General features: G+C 43.5%; 15 protein-coding genes and 1 pseudogene. 9 read left to right on the top strand and 7 right to left on the bottom strand.

Annotation, left to right across the window (positions count from 1 at the left end; translation table 11 throughout):
- Positions 1-305 precede the first annotated feature (305 nt).
- The 3 genes from RMY63_RS30695 to RMY63_RS30685 all read right to left on the bottom strand — a co-directional run bounded on the left by RMY63_RS30695 (position 306) and on the right by RMY63_RS30685 (position 2,322).
- The gene (locus RMY63_RS30695) at positions 306-1,145 is read right to left on the bottom strand and encodes a DUF928 domain-containing protein (RefSeq protein ID WP_322732337.1); all 840 of its coding nucleotides are present in this window, start codon (positions 1,143-1,145) and stop codon (positions 306-308) included.
- Positions 1,146-1,308: 163 nt separating this feature from the next.
- Positions 1,309-1,818, bottom strand: a complete 510-nt coding sequence (gene modA, locus RMY63_RS30690) for a molybdate ABC transporter substrate-binding protein (RefSeq protein ID WP_322732336.1) — start codon at positions 1,816-1,818, stop codon at positions 1,309-1,311.
- 240 nt (positions 1,819-2,058) lie between these two features.
- Positions 2,059-2,322: a hypothetical protein gene (locus RMY63_RS30685; protein WP_322732335.1), complete on the bottom strand. Its 264-nt coding sequence runs from the start codon at positions 2,320-2,322 to the stop codon at positions 2,059-2,061.
- Between the two features lie 506 nt (positions 2,323-2,828).
- On the opposite strand from RMY63_RS30685, the gene RMY63_RS30680 reads away from it, so the two are divergent.
- The 5 genes and pseudogenes from RMY63_RS30680 (at position 2,829) to hisC (ending at position 5,548) form a co-directional block, all read left to right on the top strand.
- The gene (locus tag RMY63_RS30680) at positions 2,829-3,224 is read left to right on the top strand and encodes a hypothetical protein (protein WP_322732334.1); all 396 of its coding nucleotides are present in this window, start codon (positions 2,829-2,831) and stop codon (positions 3,222-3,224) included.
- Between the two features lie 97 nt (positions 3,225-3,321).
- On the top strand, positions 3,322-3,570 hold the full coding sequence (locus RMY63_RS30675; protein WP_322732333.1) for a transposase family protein: 249 nt from the start codon (positions 3,322-3,324) through the stop codon (positions 3,568-3,570).
- 159 nt (positions 3,571-3,729) lie between these two features.
- On the top strand, positions 3,730-3,921 hold the full coding sequence (locus tag RMY63_RS41950; RefSeq protein WP_416212563.1) for a hypothetical protein: 192 nt from the start codon (positions 3,730-3,732) through the stop codon (positions 3,919-3,921).
- A gap of 200 nt (positions 3,922-4,121) precedes the next feature.
- Positions 4,122-4,241 (top strand): annotated as a pseudogene (locus RMY63_RS30670) (transposase family protein); the annotation flags it as partial.
- Between the two features lie 242 nt (positions 4,242-4,483).
- Positions 4,484-5,548: a histidinol-phosphate transaminase gene (hisC, locus tag RMY63_RS30665; protein WP_322732331.1), complete on the top strand. Its 1,065-nt coding sequence runs from the start codon at positions 4,484-4,486 to the stop codon at positions 5,546-5,548.
- Positions 5,549-6,164: 616 nt separating this feature from the next.
- Here hisC and RMY63_RS30660 read toward each other — a convergent pair.
- Positions 6,165-8,300 carry a caspase family protein gene (locus tag RMY63_RS30660; RefSeq protein ID WP_322732330.1) on the bottom strand — a complete coding sequence of 712 codons (2,136 nt, stop codon included), beginning with the start codon at positions 8,298-8,300 and terminating at the stop codon, positions 6,165-6,167.
- A 74-nt stretch (positions 8,301-8,374) separates the two neighbouring features.
- Here RMY63_RS30660 and RMY63_RS30655 point away from each other — a divergent pair, with 74 nt between their 5' ends.
- Positions 8,375-8,509, top strand: coding sequence for a hypothetical protein (locus RMY63_RS30655; protein ID WP_322732329.1), 135 nt, complete (start codon positions 8,375-8,377; stop codon positions 8,507-8,509).
- Positions 8,510-8,583: 74 nt separating this feature from the next.
- Here the strand turns inward: RMY63_RS30655 and sat are convergent, their stop codons facing one another.
- On the bottom strand, positions 8,584-9,762 hold the full coding sequence (gene sat, locus RMY63_RS30650; protein WP_322732328.1) for a sulfate adenylyltransferase: 1,179 nt from the start codon (positions 9,760-9,762) through the stop codon (positions 8,584-8,586).
- A gap of 520 nt (positions 9,763-10,282) precedes the next feature.
- On the opposite strand from sat, the gene argJ reads away from it, so the two are divergent.
- Positions 10,283-11,524, top strand: coding sequence for a bifunctional ornithine acetyltransferase/N-acetylglutamate synthase (argJ, locus tag RMY63_RS30645; RefSeq protein ID WP_322732327.1), 1,242 nt, complete (start codon positions 10,283-10,285; stop codon positions 11,522-11,524).
- Between the two features lie 76 nt (positions 11,525-11,600).
- Positions 11,601-12,023 carry a hypothetical protein gene (locus RMY63_RS30640; RefSeq protein ID WP_322732326.1) on the top strand — a complete coding sequence of 141 codons (423 nt, stop codon included), beginning with the start codon at positions 11,601-11,603 and terminating at the stop codon, positions 12,021-12,023.
- A gap of 12 nt (positions 12,024-12,035) precedes the next feature.
- Here RMY63_RS30640 and RMY63_RS30635 read toward each other — a convergent pair whose 3' ends face one another.
- Positions 12,036-12,230, bottom strand: coding sequence for a hypothetical protein (locus RMY63_RS30635; protein ID WP_322732325.1), 195 nt, complete (start codon positions 12,228-12,230; stop codon positions 12,036-12,038).
- Between the two features lie 246 nt (positions 12,231-12,476).
- Between RMY63_RS30635 and RMY63_RS30630 the strand changes: the two genes are divergently transcribed.
- Positions 12,477-14,189, top strand: a complete 1,713-nt coding sequence (locus RMY63_RS30630; protein WP_322732324.1) for an alpha/beta hydrolase — start codon at positions 12,477-12,479, stop codon at positions 14,187-14,189.
- Positions 14,190-14,337: 148 nt separating this feature from the next.
- Here RMY63_RS30630 and RMY63_RS30625 read toward each other — a convergent pair whose 3' ends face one another.
- Entirely contained in the window at positions 14,338-15,075 is a 738-nt protein-coding gene (locus RMY63_RS30625; RefSeq protein ID WP_322732323.1) for a Uma2 family endonuclease, read from the bottom strand.
- Positions 15,076-15,254 lie beyond the last annotated feature (179 nt).

Here is a 15,254-nt window from a genome sequence, read left to right as displayed (position 1 = left end):
AAGAAGGAATAAAGGTGTACCTAGCTCCCTTAAAAATCAAATATGAGTCCTATAGATACTTAATATCAAGTCCGGTTAATCACTTATGATTCAATACGGTTCAGATAAGCTTTTTTTTCTCCCCCTGCTTCCCCTGCATCCCCTGCTCCCCCTGCCTGCCTCAACGGATAAATTTCCTTAACTGAACCGTATTGACTTATGATTACCGCATCTGTGCAAAAATCCCAAAAGCCTCTTTCGCCCTGCTCCCTGCGGTCTAAATAATAAGTCTTTAGCCGGACATGATCTGACTGGATCTGAAATTATTAGCGGTTTGGTAATTTTATTAAGGGCATCATCGCAATATTATCTAAATTGATTGATTGCAATAAACTTTGCCAATCTTTTTTAATAGATGCATCATTAGAATTAGAAATGCGTATTTGTGCTAGCATATTTAAAGCATTAAACCAAATCCCTTTTTCAGCATAGATTATAATCTTTTGTCGAGGCTCATTTGCGGCTTGTAATTGTTGCATAACACGAGCATTTAAATTGATTCTTTTAATGTCACCTTCTACATATATGGGAATGCTTGCTGTCTCTTGGTTACAACGTACTTTCAAATACCAGCGATATGTCTTATTTACTTCTAATGAAGCAGTACTAGGGAGAGAAATACCAATAATACTTGGCTCTGAAGGTAGAGCGATCGCATTTCTATAAACATCATTTTCGGCGCTATCCTGTAAGCTAAATTCAGCGCTTGAGTTAGACAAATCCTTAGTGTAGGGAATGTAAAACCAAAACGTAGGCCGTTCTAAAGTGGTTAGTCCCTCTACAGTCCCAATAATTGATTTGTTTGTCTGTTTGCCAACCTTTTGTTGCTCTTGAAATGGTACTAAGGCAGTGAGCGGAGTTGAAACCGCAGGGCAATTATCTCGACTACCCATTCCTGTTCTCCGCCCAGATACAGGACTTAATGGAGCAGGTGCTTTTGGCAAAATAAAAACTGGTCGAGAAGTAGGTTGTTGAGGTGAAGCAGGTGTTTTAACTGGTTGTGCAGGCTGTTTATTAGTAATTGGTTGTTTAATTTGATCTGTTACTTGTGCTGAATATTGGGTAGTGCTGCTCAAAATCAGAGCAGTTGTTAAGATCCATTTCATTGACTTAACAGGTACGATTTTTGCTTGTTGCTATCGTCATCATAAAGGTTAACGTAGCATTTGGTTAAATCGATCGTCACTATTTTTGTACGCGATCGCATTTTGTTTGAATTGAAGCTGGGAGCACAGAAAGCACTTAATCGATTTATTCAAGAAATAAAACTTATGATTGACAGTTTCTGATTGGTGCTAAAAATGTGCTTATTAGGGCTATTTTCTTAATGCGTGGTGAAGTTAAGTCTTTGAAATCAGCCACAACTGTGGAATTTTGGGGTACTATCAACACCACTTGATTTTTCAGCAAGTTTTTGCGAGTCCCATCAACTAACAAACCTTTTTGCTGTAAAGCATCTATCTGTTTAGTTGCAGCTGAGATAAAAACGTCAACTCCTGCACCCTGTTCAATCTGTTGTTGCAAAGCGCCTGATGAACCAAAGTTGTAGCTCAGAGTAACATTTGGCTTTTCCTTACTGTAGAGAGGTTTGATTTCGTCCATTGCATCTCTGAGGCTAGCAGCTGCTGATATCGTCAAATTTGCTGTTTGGGCTGCTGGGCTAGCAGTTGAGGATAAGTTAGGTGTAGTCGTTTGACTACAGCCGACGATTAGTAAAAACGAGATATAGCGGTTCTCGGTTGAGTGAGGTGCAAGAACCCCACCCCCAACCCCCTCCACGAAATAACGGGGAGGGGGCTATGATGTACCTCATGTGATTAGGAAACGCTATAAATACCCAACTAACAAAAGTTAGGATTCGTTTGTTATTCATTATGCAGTCTCTCAAGCATTTTTTCTTAATCAATTCATAATTTACCAATCTAGCGACCTAGTAACCAAAAAAACTGGTAAAAAATTATAGATTACTACTTAGAACTACTATCAGATTTGCCCAAGGCAAGCAATCTCCCTGGTTAACTAAGATACTTTTGGTTGCTGCCATAGGATGAGTTTCAATTCAGAGCAGTAGCAAGCCTCATCACTGATTTGGTGTTCGTGGTCAGCTATCCAATCATAAATTCTTGTTGCTTTTGCTAATGCCACTTTTTCTGAACGATAAAGCTGAGGAGTAGGGCAGTAGGCTTGCCCATTGATGTGTATGGCTGCAATCTGCCAATAATCGCTCTCTGGTACAACTTCTAAAAACCCGTTACTGTAAGGCTGGATTATTCCTATGTTCATCTACAACCATCAAACTTTCTAACATTGGCCACAATAAAGCCGATACCAGCCAATTCTTCTGAGTCAAAGCTGGAATCACCCACCAGGGAATGCAGTCGCAACCCCTGCTAATGATTTTGGGTTCATAGTCAATGGAAATCTGAATTATTGGTCACTTTTTGGGCTTGATTCCTTTATTGGCAGCAACAATAGCACCACTTTTTAACTGAAGCACCCTGGTCTAATTCACAGATCAATGAACGTCGTTTAGGGGAACTTTACCTTTTGGTGCGACAAAAACATAATTCGTCGCCGAAGCAATGTCTTTTCCAGATAAATGTCACACTTCTTTATGGGTTGTTTTCCTTACAGACGCTTTGCTTGAGAGAATAAGCAGTCCTCTGCAAGATCCGTGTGTTCCTGAATCGGCGGATTCAGACTACGATAAGGTTACGCCACAGGCTGAAAAAATCAAAAAGCGGCATTCTATCAGACTGACCTGTAAGCTATCGGTGAAGACAACCGTCATGACAAGCACCATGATTAGCGCGATCGCACCTGACCAACGGCTCAATCGATCTCTGGTGTTCTCCAGCCAGCAGCAGGACTGGAATGGAATTTTGGTTCACCACTATCAAAACGCTCCATATCTCATTGAGACTGAAGTTCCTGCCCTGTCAAATCACTGGATTCAGTTGATGCTGCGAGAGCAACCAACTCGTTTAATCCAGAGACGGGACGATCGCGTGCATGACTCCATTGTGCAAACGGGTGACAGCATTTTTATGCCAGCGGGGCAGCCGAGCTACTGGCACTGTCCGGAAAAGAGTACCTGTGAGTCAATCCTGCACATTTACTTGAAGCCAGAATTAATCATGCAGGTTGCTGAAGCATCGAATCTCAATGGCGATCGTCATCAATAGACCTCTTGCAAAAGTCCCACATACGTGGGACAAGTAGGTTAGAGTTGGGTAGCATCTATGACCTACTTTCCAGGTAAAGAGCCTGAAGCCAGAAGACTTGAAACGCTTGTGTGGTGTACGTCCAGATACTTTTAGCAAAATGGTAGAGGTAGTGCGATCGCTTCATCGAACAAAACAGAAAACAGGACGACCGGGTAAATTCAGCTTAGAAGACCAATTGTTGATGACATTAGAATACTGGAGAGAGTACCGTACCTACTTCCATATAGGTCAGTCTTGGGGGGTAAATGAGTCTACAGCTTACCGAATTATCCGAAAAATAGAAGATACGCTGACCTATTTCTAGGGCATTCACGCTTCCAGGTAAGAAAAAACTCGCTACTTCTAATCATCAGTTAGAGGTCGTGGTGGTCGATGTTACAGAAAGTCCGATTGAACGCCCTAAAAAAAACAAAAAAAGTTTTACAGTGGAAAAAAGAAACAGCACACACTGAAATCACAAGTAGTGGTAGATCAAGCCAATGGTCAAATCATCTGCACTTCTCACGGGAAAGGTAGAGAGCATGATTTTCGTATATTTAAAAATAGTAAACTTAGGTTAAGAGAAGACATAGAATGCTTGGGAGATAAAGGTTATCAAGGTATTCAAAAACTACATTGCAATAGCAGGGTAAGCGCATCTAATTTTGTAGCATAAAATACAGATAATGTTGTACAGCTATAGTTTTACAGAGAGATTTGAGTATCTAGAGATGTTAAGTAGTAGGCTAAGGGAACAAAGCGTCTATCTTAGCTAAACGGATCATTCTCATGGGATCAGGTTTTGGATCTCGAAAAAAAATAGTTAAAAGCTCAAAAAAATTGAATATAGCGAATGCGGATGCACGTAAAGAAAAAATGGCATCGATTTTTAGGGAGATAGAAGACCCGCGTGTAGAGAGAAGCCGTGTCCATGTATTAACAGATATTTTAATCATTGGAATATTATCAGCGATCGCAGGTGGCAAGGGATGGGAGGCATTGGTGTCAACTTAAGCTGAAACTCCTTTAAAACCTCGTTTCCAGCCAGAGGCTGGAAATGCTGCTCTTGGCGGCTCTGCCGCCAGCAAAAGAGGCTCTGCTTCTAGGACGGCATTCCCAGTTGGAGACTGGGAACAAGACAATATCTAAAAGCTTGTTCTAGGATGGCTTTCACGTTAAGTTGACACCAATGGTAAGCGTAGCCCGTCATAGAAATCCTATCCAATTCCCAATGCCCTATGACCAACTACTTTCGCTCCAATGTTGATGCAATGGCTAGCTATGTTCCCGGTGAGCAGCCTCAACGCGGTACACAAATTATTAAACTTAATAGCAATGAAAATCCCTATCCTCCTTCTCCTGCGGCATTAGCTGTGCTACGAAATATTGATGGTGAGTGGTTGCGGCGCTATCCAGAACCTTTCGGGGGGGAGTTTCGGCAAGCTGCAAGTCAAGTTTTAGGAGTTCCTAGTGATTGGATAATTGTCGGAAATGGCAGTGACGAATTGTTGAGTGTGGTGATTCGAGCTTGTGCAGAACCTGGGAAGAAGGTAGTTTATCCGATGCCTACTTACGTGCTATATCGCACATTAACAGAAATGCAAGCGGCGGAAATTATTGAGATTCCCTACAGCAAAGACTACAGCTTACCTTTGGAAGAATTAGTTGCTGCCAATGGGGCTGTGACATTTATTGCATCGCCCAATAGTCCATCGGGGCATCTGGTAGCAACAAATGATTTACGAAAATTAGCCAGCCAGTTATCTGGAGTTTTAGTGATTGATGAAGCTTATGTCGATTTTACCGAAGAGAATGCATTAGCTTTGGTTAAGGAATACGAAAACGTCATCGTGATTCGGACACTATCTAAGGGGTACTCGTTGGCAGGATTGCGATTGGGCTTTGGGGTGGCGAATCCCAAACTGTTGCAGGGATTATTTAAGGTTAAAGATAGCTATAACATTGATGCGATCGCTTGTGCAATTGGCACGGCTGCCATCACTGACCAAGCTTATAAAAATGCTTGTGTAGCCAAGATTAAGACATCACGGGCTAAGTTAGCAACAGAATTGAAACAATTAGGTTTTCATATCTGGGATTCCCAAGCTAACTTTTTGCTGGCACAACCAAGAGAAGGAAACGCAGAATATCTCTATCAAAAACTGAAAGAACGGGGAATTTTAATTCGCTATTTCAAGCAGCCCGGACTAGATGATAAATTACGCATCACTGTTGGGACAGATGAGCAAAATCAGGCTTTAGTAGAGGCACTAAGCTGTTATGCAAAGAAAATTGCACATTAACTAGTGAGGGTTGTCCTTTGTCATTTGTCCTTTGTCCTTAAAAACACTTTTGACCGAATTTTAGATTTTAAATTTTAAATAATGGAATTGAAAATTCAAAATTTAGAATTTAAATTGGTTTGAAGCCCACGCCACTTGCTTCTCCCTTCTCTACGAGACGCTCCGCGTTCGCAAGTGCGTCTCGTAGAGAAGGCGCTAGCCTCTCCCAAAGGGAGCTATCCATTAGTCACATCTTTCTTTACAATCTTGAAACGCTTGTTTTGTAGGCATCTTAAACACGCTCGGTGTGAGGCATACTTGACAAGTTACCTCTTAATATTCTTGCTAAAAGTAGGTTTTTATTGAGAATTAACGACGAACGAATCAGGGTTATAAAAAACGTGAGTGAATACTCTCGCAAATGTTAAGAAAGATCCGGGTAATGGATAGCTTTGGGAGAAGGGGAGACGCGCAAGGGACAAGCCGGGAAACCCGTCCAACGCAGTGGCTCCCGAATTTAAACGCGAGAATAAATCCTCTCATCCAAAATCGAAAATTTTTAATTGAAGCCCCTGCATTCATGTATGGGGTCAATCTAAAATCCAAAATCCAAAATCCAAAATTGTGTCACATTAACTTACAGCACTTGAAAACTAAAGCTAAGACTTGCCCAATTATTCACATCTAAGCTATGTGAATCGGCTGCTGTGCCGTTCATATCTGTTTTGAAGGCACTAGCGTTATGTAGGTCTTGTAGTAAGGCTTGTACAACGTCTAAGGAGTTCAACAATGGACCAATTGACCCTTCTTCGGCTGTGGAATTCTTGGCAGCGTTCAAGGCGGCGAGAGTTCCGTTAAAAGGGGCAGTACTAAAAATCAGTTGGTGTTCGCACTCAGAAGCTGGCCCTGAAATCACCCAATCTTCGGAAGTAGTATTAGTTTGGGGTAGGGTGAGGGTTTCACCTGGAGCAATGACAACTTGTTTCAGGACGGGCTTGGTGTCCTCAGTGTTTGGTGCTTGGGGGGTTTCCCAAGAATAGAAGGCGATCGCTGTATGATTATTGTTTAATCCCAGCAAGATTAAATATACTGGGCGATCGCTCTGGTTTTCTACCCGATATTGTATTTGACTACCGATAGGGACAATCGGTGTGGGCACAGACGCGATTAATCGCGTCTGTACTGGTTTTTGAATCGAAGTTTCTGTTTTGAAAGTTCGTACTGTTTCGCGCTGCACAATCGCGCGAGGCGATATGTTGTTAATTATTTCTAAGGTTGTCTTCAGAGCCAAGCAGGAAGAACCTTGATTTTCTGTCAGTCGCCATAACTTAGCTGCTAACAAGGTTGATAATTTTGGTGCTAACTTTTGCACTGTTGATTTTACTGCTTCTCCTGCTTCCCCCGTGGCATTAGAAATTAGTTCGCCACTAAGAGAAAATAGACCATAGCGACTAGGTGTTTGCTGTAGTTTGGCAAATAAATAATCAGCTGGTTTTTCTCCTACAACTACGGTGGAGATATGGGGAAATGCAGCAAAGGCACTTGTGGCATCTACCCGCTCAATTCTTTCTAATCCAGTATCCAAAGCAATTATTAAATGGATATTTTGGGATAAAACCCGGACTGCTTCTTGGACAAGTTGCCCGACTTGTAGGGATACACCTTCAATTTGGGAAATTTGCGCTTTTGCTGTTAACCCAGTCCGCGATCGCAATACTAATTCTTCTGTTGTTGTTGCTAAGGTAAATCGAGAATTAACTTCGTAGTATAGCAGCACTTGTGGCGGTAATCCTGCTAACCACAGATGGACTGTTTTGCCGTCTTCTTCAATGGCTGTGATTGCGCCTTCTGCACCAATAATACCGTCTGGCGGTAGAGACGTTAGATGTTGATTTTTCTGACTACTTAATAACGCTGGTTGCTGTTTACTACCCAATTTGGATAGAGAATTTTCCATATAGGAGAGGGCGACTTGAATTCTGGTAGTTGGGGTGAATTCCCACAAATACTGCGTCAAGGCGTAGGTAAATAACCCAGCACTAAAACCAGAAAAGAGTTCTTCCCTCGCCGACTGCTTGGGATTTGAGGTAGCTGCTAAGACAATCGGCGTGCTGGGTAACTTCTGAGTTTTAAGTTGTTGGAGAAAGTCAAGTTCTTCTGCTGCTAGCTTTGCCCCTACTGATTCGGGAAGGGCGCGACTTTTTAATCCTAATACTGGGGTTGGCGCATAATAGCTAGTATCTAATACTGCTGTGACTCGATCTGTAGGCAGCGATCGCAATAATAGCAGTAGAGTTTCTTCTAATATACAGTTGACTATTGTCTCTTTTTCTGATGTCAAACTGCCATTAGCTGACACCAGAGCATTTTGCATTGTCTCTGGAGATGTTTCCAATTTGACACGGCTGCCATAACCGCTAAAGTGAAAGACGACCAGATCATCGGGTTTAGCTTGCTTACCCAAGCGATCTAAAAAAGCCCTCTCAATGAATTCCCTACTAGCTTCTTCCTCAGTTAAGGTTAGGATATCTGACCCTTGGAAACCAAAGCGATGAATCAAAAGTTCTCTTTGTAGTTCCACATCAGTCAGACAACCACTGAGGGCTGGAATTTTTAGGTATTGGTTAATACCTATTAACAATGCCAACTTGCGCGGACTGGGTTGTGCCAAAGCCTGATAATAGCGATTTCCCAAAGACAACCATTCAGCTTCAGTTATCCCCAATACCGCGAGTATTGAGCCAATTCTCTTTAAAAACGTGCGACGTTTCATAATTAGCTATCAGCCCTCAGCTATTCAGTTAGCAGCTTACAGGGCTGAACTCTGTATTGTAAAGTTATAAAAATGTGGGAAATGAGGGAGATGAGGGAGCAGAGGGAGCAGGGGGAGCAGGGGGAGCAGGGGGAGCAGGGGAAGATGAGGGAGATAGGGGGACAAGGGAACAAGGGGACAAGGAGGTAAACAAAACTCCTAACTCTTAACTCTTAACTCTTAACTCTTAACTCCTAACTCAGCACTCAGCACTCAACACTCAGCACTCCTAAACCCCAATTCCCTAAACCGTTACTTCTATCCGCATTGCCCGCGCCAACTCTGCTGCTACCTCTGGACGAGAAAATTCTGGTGGAGGTAACTCACCGCGCCGCAGCATTTCTCTAACTTTTGTCCCCGATAGGTGAATGCGTTCTTCTGGCCTGCTGGGACTGGTTTTAGATGTTGCCATCTGCTTAGTGCGCGTGCAGTAAAAAGCGTGTTCAAATTTCATCGGCACAATGCCTAATTCGTTTGGCGCAAATTCATCAAAGATATACTGAGCGTCGTAAGTGCCGTAATAGTCACCGACACCAGCATGATCCCGTCCGACGATAAAGTGAGTACAGCCATAGTTTTTGCGAACTAAAGCATGGAATATGGCCTCACGAGGCCCAGCATAGCGCATTGCAGCTGGATTAATTGCCAAAGTTACCCGGTCTAAGGGGTAGTAGTGTTCCAGCAAAATTTCATAGCAGCGCATCCGCACATCAGCAGCGATATCATCTTCTTTTGTTGCCCCGACTAATGGGTGCAAAAATAAACCATCAACGATTTCTAAAGCGCACTTTTGAATATATTCATGGGCGCGGTGGATGGGGTTGCGAGTTTGAAAGCCGACGATGGTTTTCCAACCCTTGTCTTTAAATAGTTGCCGTGAGGCCGCTGGATCGATTTGATAACTGGGAAACTGGGGATGAGGTTCGCGTTGCAACAACCAAATATCACCCGCCAGATGTACAGTACCTTGGTTATAGAGTACCTGCACGCCGGGATGATTGACATCATCAGTACGGTAGACTTTTATTGCTTCGCGGATTTTGTCGTAGTGATATTTTTGGGTAAGTTGCAAAACTCCGATAAATTCGCCTCTGGAATTATCCAGACGAATTAAGCCACCTTCTGGCAACGGTGAAGCTACTTCTTCGCTTACCGATAGTGTAATCGGGATTGACCAGACAAGACCGTTAGCTAATCGCATTTCTGTCACAGTGCGATCGTAGTCTTTCTGGTTCATAAAACCCGTTAGCGGACTAAAAGCACCGATCGCAATCATTTCTAGATCGGAAACGGCGCGATCGTCAAGTTGCACTCGCGGCAAAAAGTCAGCTTTTGAGAGAAACTCTGCCCTTTGTTCTGGTGTGGCGATACGGTTAACCAACTGTCCACCGTGGGGGGCTATGGCATCTGGATTGTGACTCAACGTAATCCCCTCTCTGCTTTTACTGTTATTGTTTCAGATTATGTACTAACTTACCAAATGCTGGTACGTAGAGAAAAAGAGATTGGGGATATAGGGGTCTGGGAACTGGGTTCTGAAATTGGTATCAGCGTTCCAAGAGATTGGGGGTATACCCTAACAAAAAACTCCCCTCAAGTGAATGAAGGGAGTCTAGAGAGTTAGTGAAGAGTTATTGCATTTCTAACAGTCCTATCACTTGCTCCAATTTCGTCATAAGAAAGGTAAAAACAATTATGCCAATCGCCAATTGGTGCATTATTATTGCCATCAGCAAATAAACTCACAATAAAAAGGACTGGGGACTGGGGACTGAGGACTGGGGACTGGGGACTGGGGACTGAGGACTGAGGACTGGGGACTGGGGAAGTAGGGCAAAACTACTAATAACTCTTAACTCCTAACTCAGCACTGGGAACTTTTCCAAGGCACTTTTGTAAAGTACATATTGACCTATCCAACCTGATAGTTGTAAGGAAGAATAATGGCAGATTGGCAAGAAATAACAGGTGGTATCACAGCACCAAGGGGGTATCAGGCGGCGGGAATTACCGCAGGATTAAAACCTTCGGGGTTGCCAGATTTAGCTTTGATATTCTCAGAGGTGGAAGCGATCGCAGCGGGTGTGTTCACCACCAGCCAAGTGAAAGCTGCCTGCGTAGAATATTGTCGCCAACGCTTGCAAGCCAAACAAAGCGCTCGTGCCATCCTCTGCAACGCTGGACAAGCAAACGCCGCTACAGGAACTCAAGGCTACCTTGATACTCTAGAATCTGCAATGGCAATAGCCCAAGCTCTAAACATCTCGTCTGAATCTGTGTTATTGGCTTCCACTGGTGTGATTGGTCAAAGAATTAAGATGGATGCTTTGCGAAGCGGGATTCCCAAGGTAGTAGCAGCACTATCAGAAACAGGCTCAGATGCCGCCGTTGGGGCGATTATCACTACAGACTTGGTAACAAAATCTATTGCCCTAGAGACAACTATAAACGACCGCTCGGTACGAATTGGCGGCATTGCCAAAGGTTCCGGCATGATTCACCCCAATATGGCAACCATGCTGGCATTTGTGACTTGTGATGCTGTAGTTTCGCCTCACCTTTGGCAACAGATGTTAGCAAGGGCAGCTGATAGAAGCTTTAATTCCATCACTGTGGATGGTGATACTAGCACCAACGACAGCTTAATTGCCTTGGCAAATGGTCAATCTCGCACCCCAGCAATTATAGAATGGGGCGCAGAAGCAGAGAAATTAGAGGCAATGTTAACAGCAGCTTGCCAGCATTTAGCCAAAGCGATCGCTCGTGATGGTGAAGGTGCAACCTGTCTCATTGAAGTGCAAGTGACAGGGGCCCATGATGAAATCTCAGCCCGACAAATAGCCAAAACCATCGCTGGTTCATCCTTAGTTAAATCTGCAATCTTTGGACGCGATCCAAATTGGGGACGCATCGCCGCCGCCGCCGGACGTGCAGGTGTGCCTTTTGAACAAGAAAACCTGCAAATTAAACTAGGGAATTTCTTAATGTTAGAAAATGGACAACCTCTACAATTTGATCGGGCAGCAGCAAGTGCTTATTTGAAAAAAGCAGCGGTGGGTGCTTATCTGCAACAGGATACGGTGTTAATCTCCGTTAATATTGGCAATGGTTATGGTTCGGGTAAAGCTTGGGGTTGTGATTTGAGTTATGACTACGTGAAGATTAACGCCGAATACACTACATGAACTACTCCCAATTGTTTGCGCTCTAAAGACGCAATGAATCACATCTTTACCGGGGGTAATTGCCACCTTCCCACTAATGTACCATTATCGAATTATTCCCTTGGACAGGCGGCGTGCGGATGTCGATATGTCGCGTCTAAAAGATTATGTGGAGTACTGGGGCAATAGTGCCAACGCCGGGAACTATATGTTAGATAGAGCAAACGCTAACTATGAGTTGGTTCTGTTTCTAGAGTATATACCGCATATTCTGGAAACATGGCTGCGGGAAAACCCTAACAAACTTCAAAAACCGCTGGATAACTTACGCACAACGACTACCTTTTTGAGAACGAAGGGAATCATCCATTTTGACGCACATTTTCGCAACATCCTCACCGACGGTAAGCAGACATATTTGACAGATTTTGGTTTGGTACTTGACAAGAGTTTTACATTGACTAAAGATGAAGAGTCTTTTTTTAGGCAAAATACATTTTATGACTACGGAGAAGGGTAAAATTTCTGAAAGTTACTCGGAAGTCTGATTGAGTGGTGGTTGTAAAGGTTTAACGACCACTCGGCCATTTTCAATTACAGTACAACTTTTAACCGTGCTCTGACTGTGGTTAACTGGCACATCCCGGCACTGCTTTTGGTGGGAGATATTTTGCTCTTGTTGTTGGTTGAGGATGACAACACAACAGGCGCAGGAAGCAAAGGACATATAACTTAATTTTGATCTCTCTATATCTATTATCGCGCTACTGATGCTGTTTGGCTGAAAAATTTGCTACTCATGTCTTTTGATCTTTCAAAGCTCTTGTCAAATTTTTGGTAAGTACTTGCTTTATTGTGCTTGTAGCCTGTTTGATATATCTAAACCAATTCAACAGGAAAGCGGTTATAGATCCCGCCCCGCTTTCCTCCCTGCCCAAACTTGTTTGCCAAGGTTAGATAATGGGTTTTTCTAATGAAAAAATTTTTGAGATATCTGGGTTTAGGTTTGTTATCTACGTTCTTGACTGCTACTCCCGGATTGGGGGCTGAACGCATTAGCTTTTATTATCCTCCCTTCGGGGAATTTTACTTATCGGTGGATTCGCTGGAAACCTTTGCTAAAGAAGGCAAAATCGATCAAGATTTTTCATTTTATGCTAGTCGTGCGACTCCCGAACAACTTGCTCAATTGCGGGATCTACTCCAGCAGCGCTTTAATGTCACTCCTACACTAGTATCTCAAGTTACCTACTCACCGATAGGCGAGCAGTTGGTGCAACAACTGGGAAAATTACTCCTCACTGAGTCTCGAAAAAATGGCTTCTATGCCATACGTGCCTCTTTAATTTTGTCTGCTGCCGATCGCGAGGGGTTAACAGTTGTGAATTTACTGCGAAAATTTCCTAGCGATACTATCCGGGTGAATTTCACAGAAGGGTTAAGGATAGTCGATGACTTGTCGCAATTGATTAAAAAAAAGGATGAAGTTTTTGCCTCTCTGCAAAAAGAAGCGATCGCTCAAGCAGCCACTTCCAAAATTGATTTCTCCCAAAAACCAGATTTGCGATCGCCAGGAAAATTCACTTGGCAGAAAAAAACCTTCGAGTTAAATGACATTTCTCGCTCACGCCGTCTACCCGTAGATATCTATCTGCCGTCAGCAGGTTCACAAAAAGCTGGAGAATTACTCGCGCCTCCCTTTCCCCTGATTGTAATTTCTCACGGACTGGCCTCAGACCGCTCTACTTTTGTCTACCTGGCTGAACATCTAGCATCCTATGGTTTTGCCGTTGCTGTACTGGAACACCCTGGTAGTAATGCCGAACGCTTTCAGCTATACTTTGCGGGTTTGGCAGGGCCGCCAGATGCAGCAGAATTTATCAACCGACCTTTGGATATCAAATATCTACTCAATGAACTCCAGCGTCTAGATCAATCCGATCCCACCCTCCAAGGAAAACTCAATTTTCAGCAAATTGGGGCGATCGGTCAGTCTTTTGGTGGTTATACTGTTTTGACTTTAGCAGGAGCGAATATTAATTTTAGCCAACTGAGGCAAGATTGCAATCCCGATAATTCCTCCTTTAATTTGTCGCTGTTTTTGCAGTGTCAAGCAAACGATTTACCTCCAAAGAATTACGAACTCAAAGACGATCGCATCAAGGCCATCATTGCGATTAATCCCATTGACAGCTCAGTTTTGGGTCAGGGGGGAATCAGTCAAATAAAAATTCCCGTCATGCTGGTAGCAGGTAGTCAAGATGTTTTTGCACCACCCGTATCTGAGCAAATTCGCCCCTTTACTTGGCTTTCTGACTCCAATAAATACCTAGCTTTGATTGAAAATGCCACCCACTTTTCAGCGACCGCCGAACCTACTTCTGGAAATAATGTCTTACCTGTGCCACCTGCTTTGCTAGGCCCCGATCGTACTGCTGTTTTTTCCTATCTCAACGCCCTCAGCGTCGCTTTTTTAGAAACCCATCTCCTCAACCGCCCTGAATACCGTTCCTATTTGCAGCCTTCCTATGCTACATTTATCAGCAAAGAGCCGCTTAATCTCAGTCTTTTACAGTCGTTGTCGGTAGCTCAGTTCAATCAAGTTTGGAGTGGGCCAACTCCCCAGTTAAGCAAGCCATCAAATCCTCAACCTACTCCTAGCCCTTATCAGCCTTTGAGGCAATGAAAGCGCTTTCTTCAACAAACTTCAAAAATTCTGATTGACTATTGATTTGTAACTCTGTTCTCGGTGAGGGTACAGAGTTTATTATTGAAATCCCCCTCTAAATTTTGCCACTTTCAGAAATGCCCCATGCCCAATGACTCTTGACTACTTACAAACTATCTGGGTCGATACCTCGCTGTTTGAGTCGATTTTGCAAGTCTTGTAGGGCGAGTTTCGCCTGTTGAGCTTGTTGTTGTGCCTGTTGAGCTTGTTGTTGTGCCTGTTCTACACGTTCATCAGGGGTAGGGAAGCGTGAGCCTGCTCGATCAAACCAAAATAACCAGTCTCGCTCCCAACCTTTATGAATACCTGAAGCTACCCCAATTCCCAATTGCAACTCCGGTATCCAAAACTGCTCTTGCGACTGCAACACAAATTCATCATCAACCCGCCGATACACCTCAAAGGGAGCATGATTATCTCGTTGCCAATATTCTGGATTGTAGATAACGTAATACAACACCCCCAAATCCACATATTTGCCCATTTTGATGTCGTATTCCCCACCATAAGTTTGAGAGACGATTTCCACAACCAAAATCGGTGGTGTCCAATTCTCTTCCCAAAGCACATAACTGAGTCTTCCATTCGGCACTCGTCGCCGTCGTTGGACACCCAAGCTCAAAAACCCATCGGGGATGACGGGTTTTTGGGGTGCAGTCGGGAGATAGTAGATACCCATGTCTACACCAAAGAACCAATCGGTGCGATCGCTCCAAATAGCTGACAAAATAGCCAACAGTAAGTTAGGAATCAGGTTTTGCAGTTCGTTATCCACTGGTGTATCGTCCGAGTCGGGAAGTTCGGCCGCCGTTGGCAGTGGCGGTAGAGGAATGGGGTGTTCCATAGGATTGATTTCCTGGCAACAGATAAACTCATTTTATCAACAACTGGAAATGGGTAACTTGGTTGCTGGTAAGCTAAAAAACATCTAATTTGCATAATCGAATTAAATATAACTCTTGTGGGGTGGGCATCCTGCCCGCCCAGCTTATGCAATTTAAATGTGGAACAGCTTATCACTCC

It is taken from the genome of Nostoc sp. ChiQUE01b (assembly GCF_034531255.1).
Lineage (GTDB): Bacteria > Cyanobacteriota > Cyanobacteriia > Cyanobacteriales > Nostocaceae > Nostoc.
Note: the sequence above shows the minus strand (reverse complement) of the source record. Positions and strands in the feature narration are given on the sequence as shown.

Excerpts from the sequence above, each read along its gene's own strand:
- RMY63_RS30695 (WP_322732337.1), bottom strand. The coding sequence starts at position 1,145 with ATGAAATGGATCTTAACAACTGCTCTGATTTTGAGCAGCACTACCCAA.
- RMY63_RS30685 (WP_322732335.1), bottom strand. The coding sequence starts at position 2,322 with ATGAACATAGGAATAATCCAGCCTTACAGTAACGGGTTTTTAGAAGTT.
- RMY63_RS30680 (WP_322732334.1), top strand. The coding sequence starts at position 2,829 with ATGACAAGCACCATGATTAGCGCGATCGCACCTGACCAACGGCTCAAT.
- hisC (WP_322732331.1), top strand. The coding sequence starts at position 4,484 with ATGACCAACTACTTTCGCTCCAATGTTGATGCAATGGCTAGCTATGTT.
- RMY63_RS30660 (WP_322732330.1), bottom strand. The coding sequence starts at position 8,300 with ATGAAACGTCGCACGTTTTTAAAGAGAATTGGCTCAATACTCGCGGTA.
- argJ (WP_322732327.1), top strand. The coding sequence starts at position 10,283 with ATGGCAGATTGGCAAGAAATAACAGGTGGTATCACAGCACCAAGGGGG.
- RMY63_RS30640 (WP_322732326.1), top strand. The coding sequence starts at position 11,601 with ATGTACCATTATCGAATTATTCCCTTGGACAGGCGGCGTGCGGATGTC.
- RMY63_RS30635 (WP_322732325.1), bottom strand. The coding sequence starts at position 12,230 with ATGTCCTTTGCTTCCTGCGCCTGTTGTGTTGTCATCCTCAACCAACAA.
- RMY63_RS30630 (WP_322732324.1), top strand. The coding sequence starts at position 12,477 with ATGAAAAAATTTTTGAGATATCTGGGTTTAGGTTTGTTATCTACGTTC.
- RMY63_RS30625 (WP_322732323.1), bottom strand. The coding sequence starts at position 15,075 with ATGGAACACCCCATTCCTCTACCGCCACTGCCAACGGCGGCCGAACTT.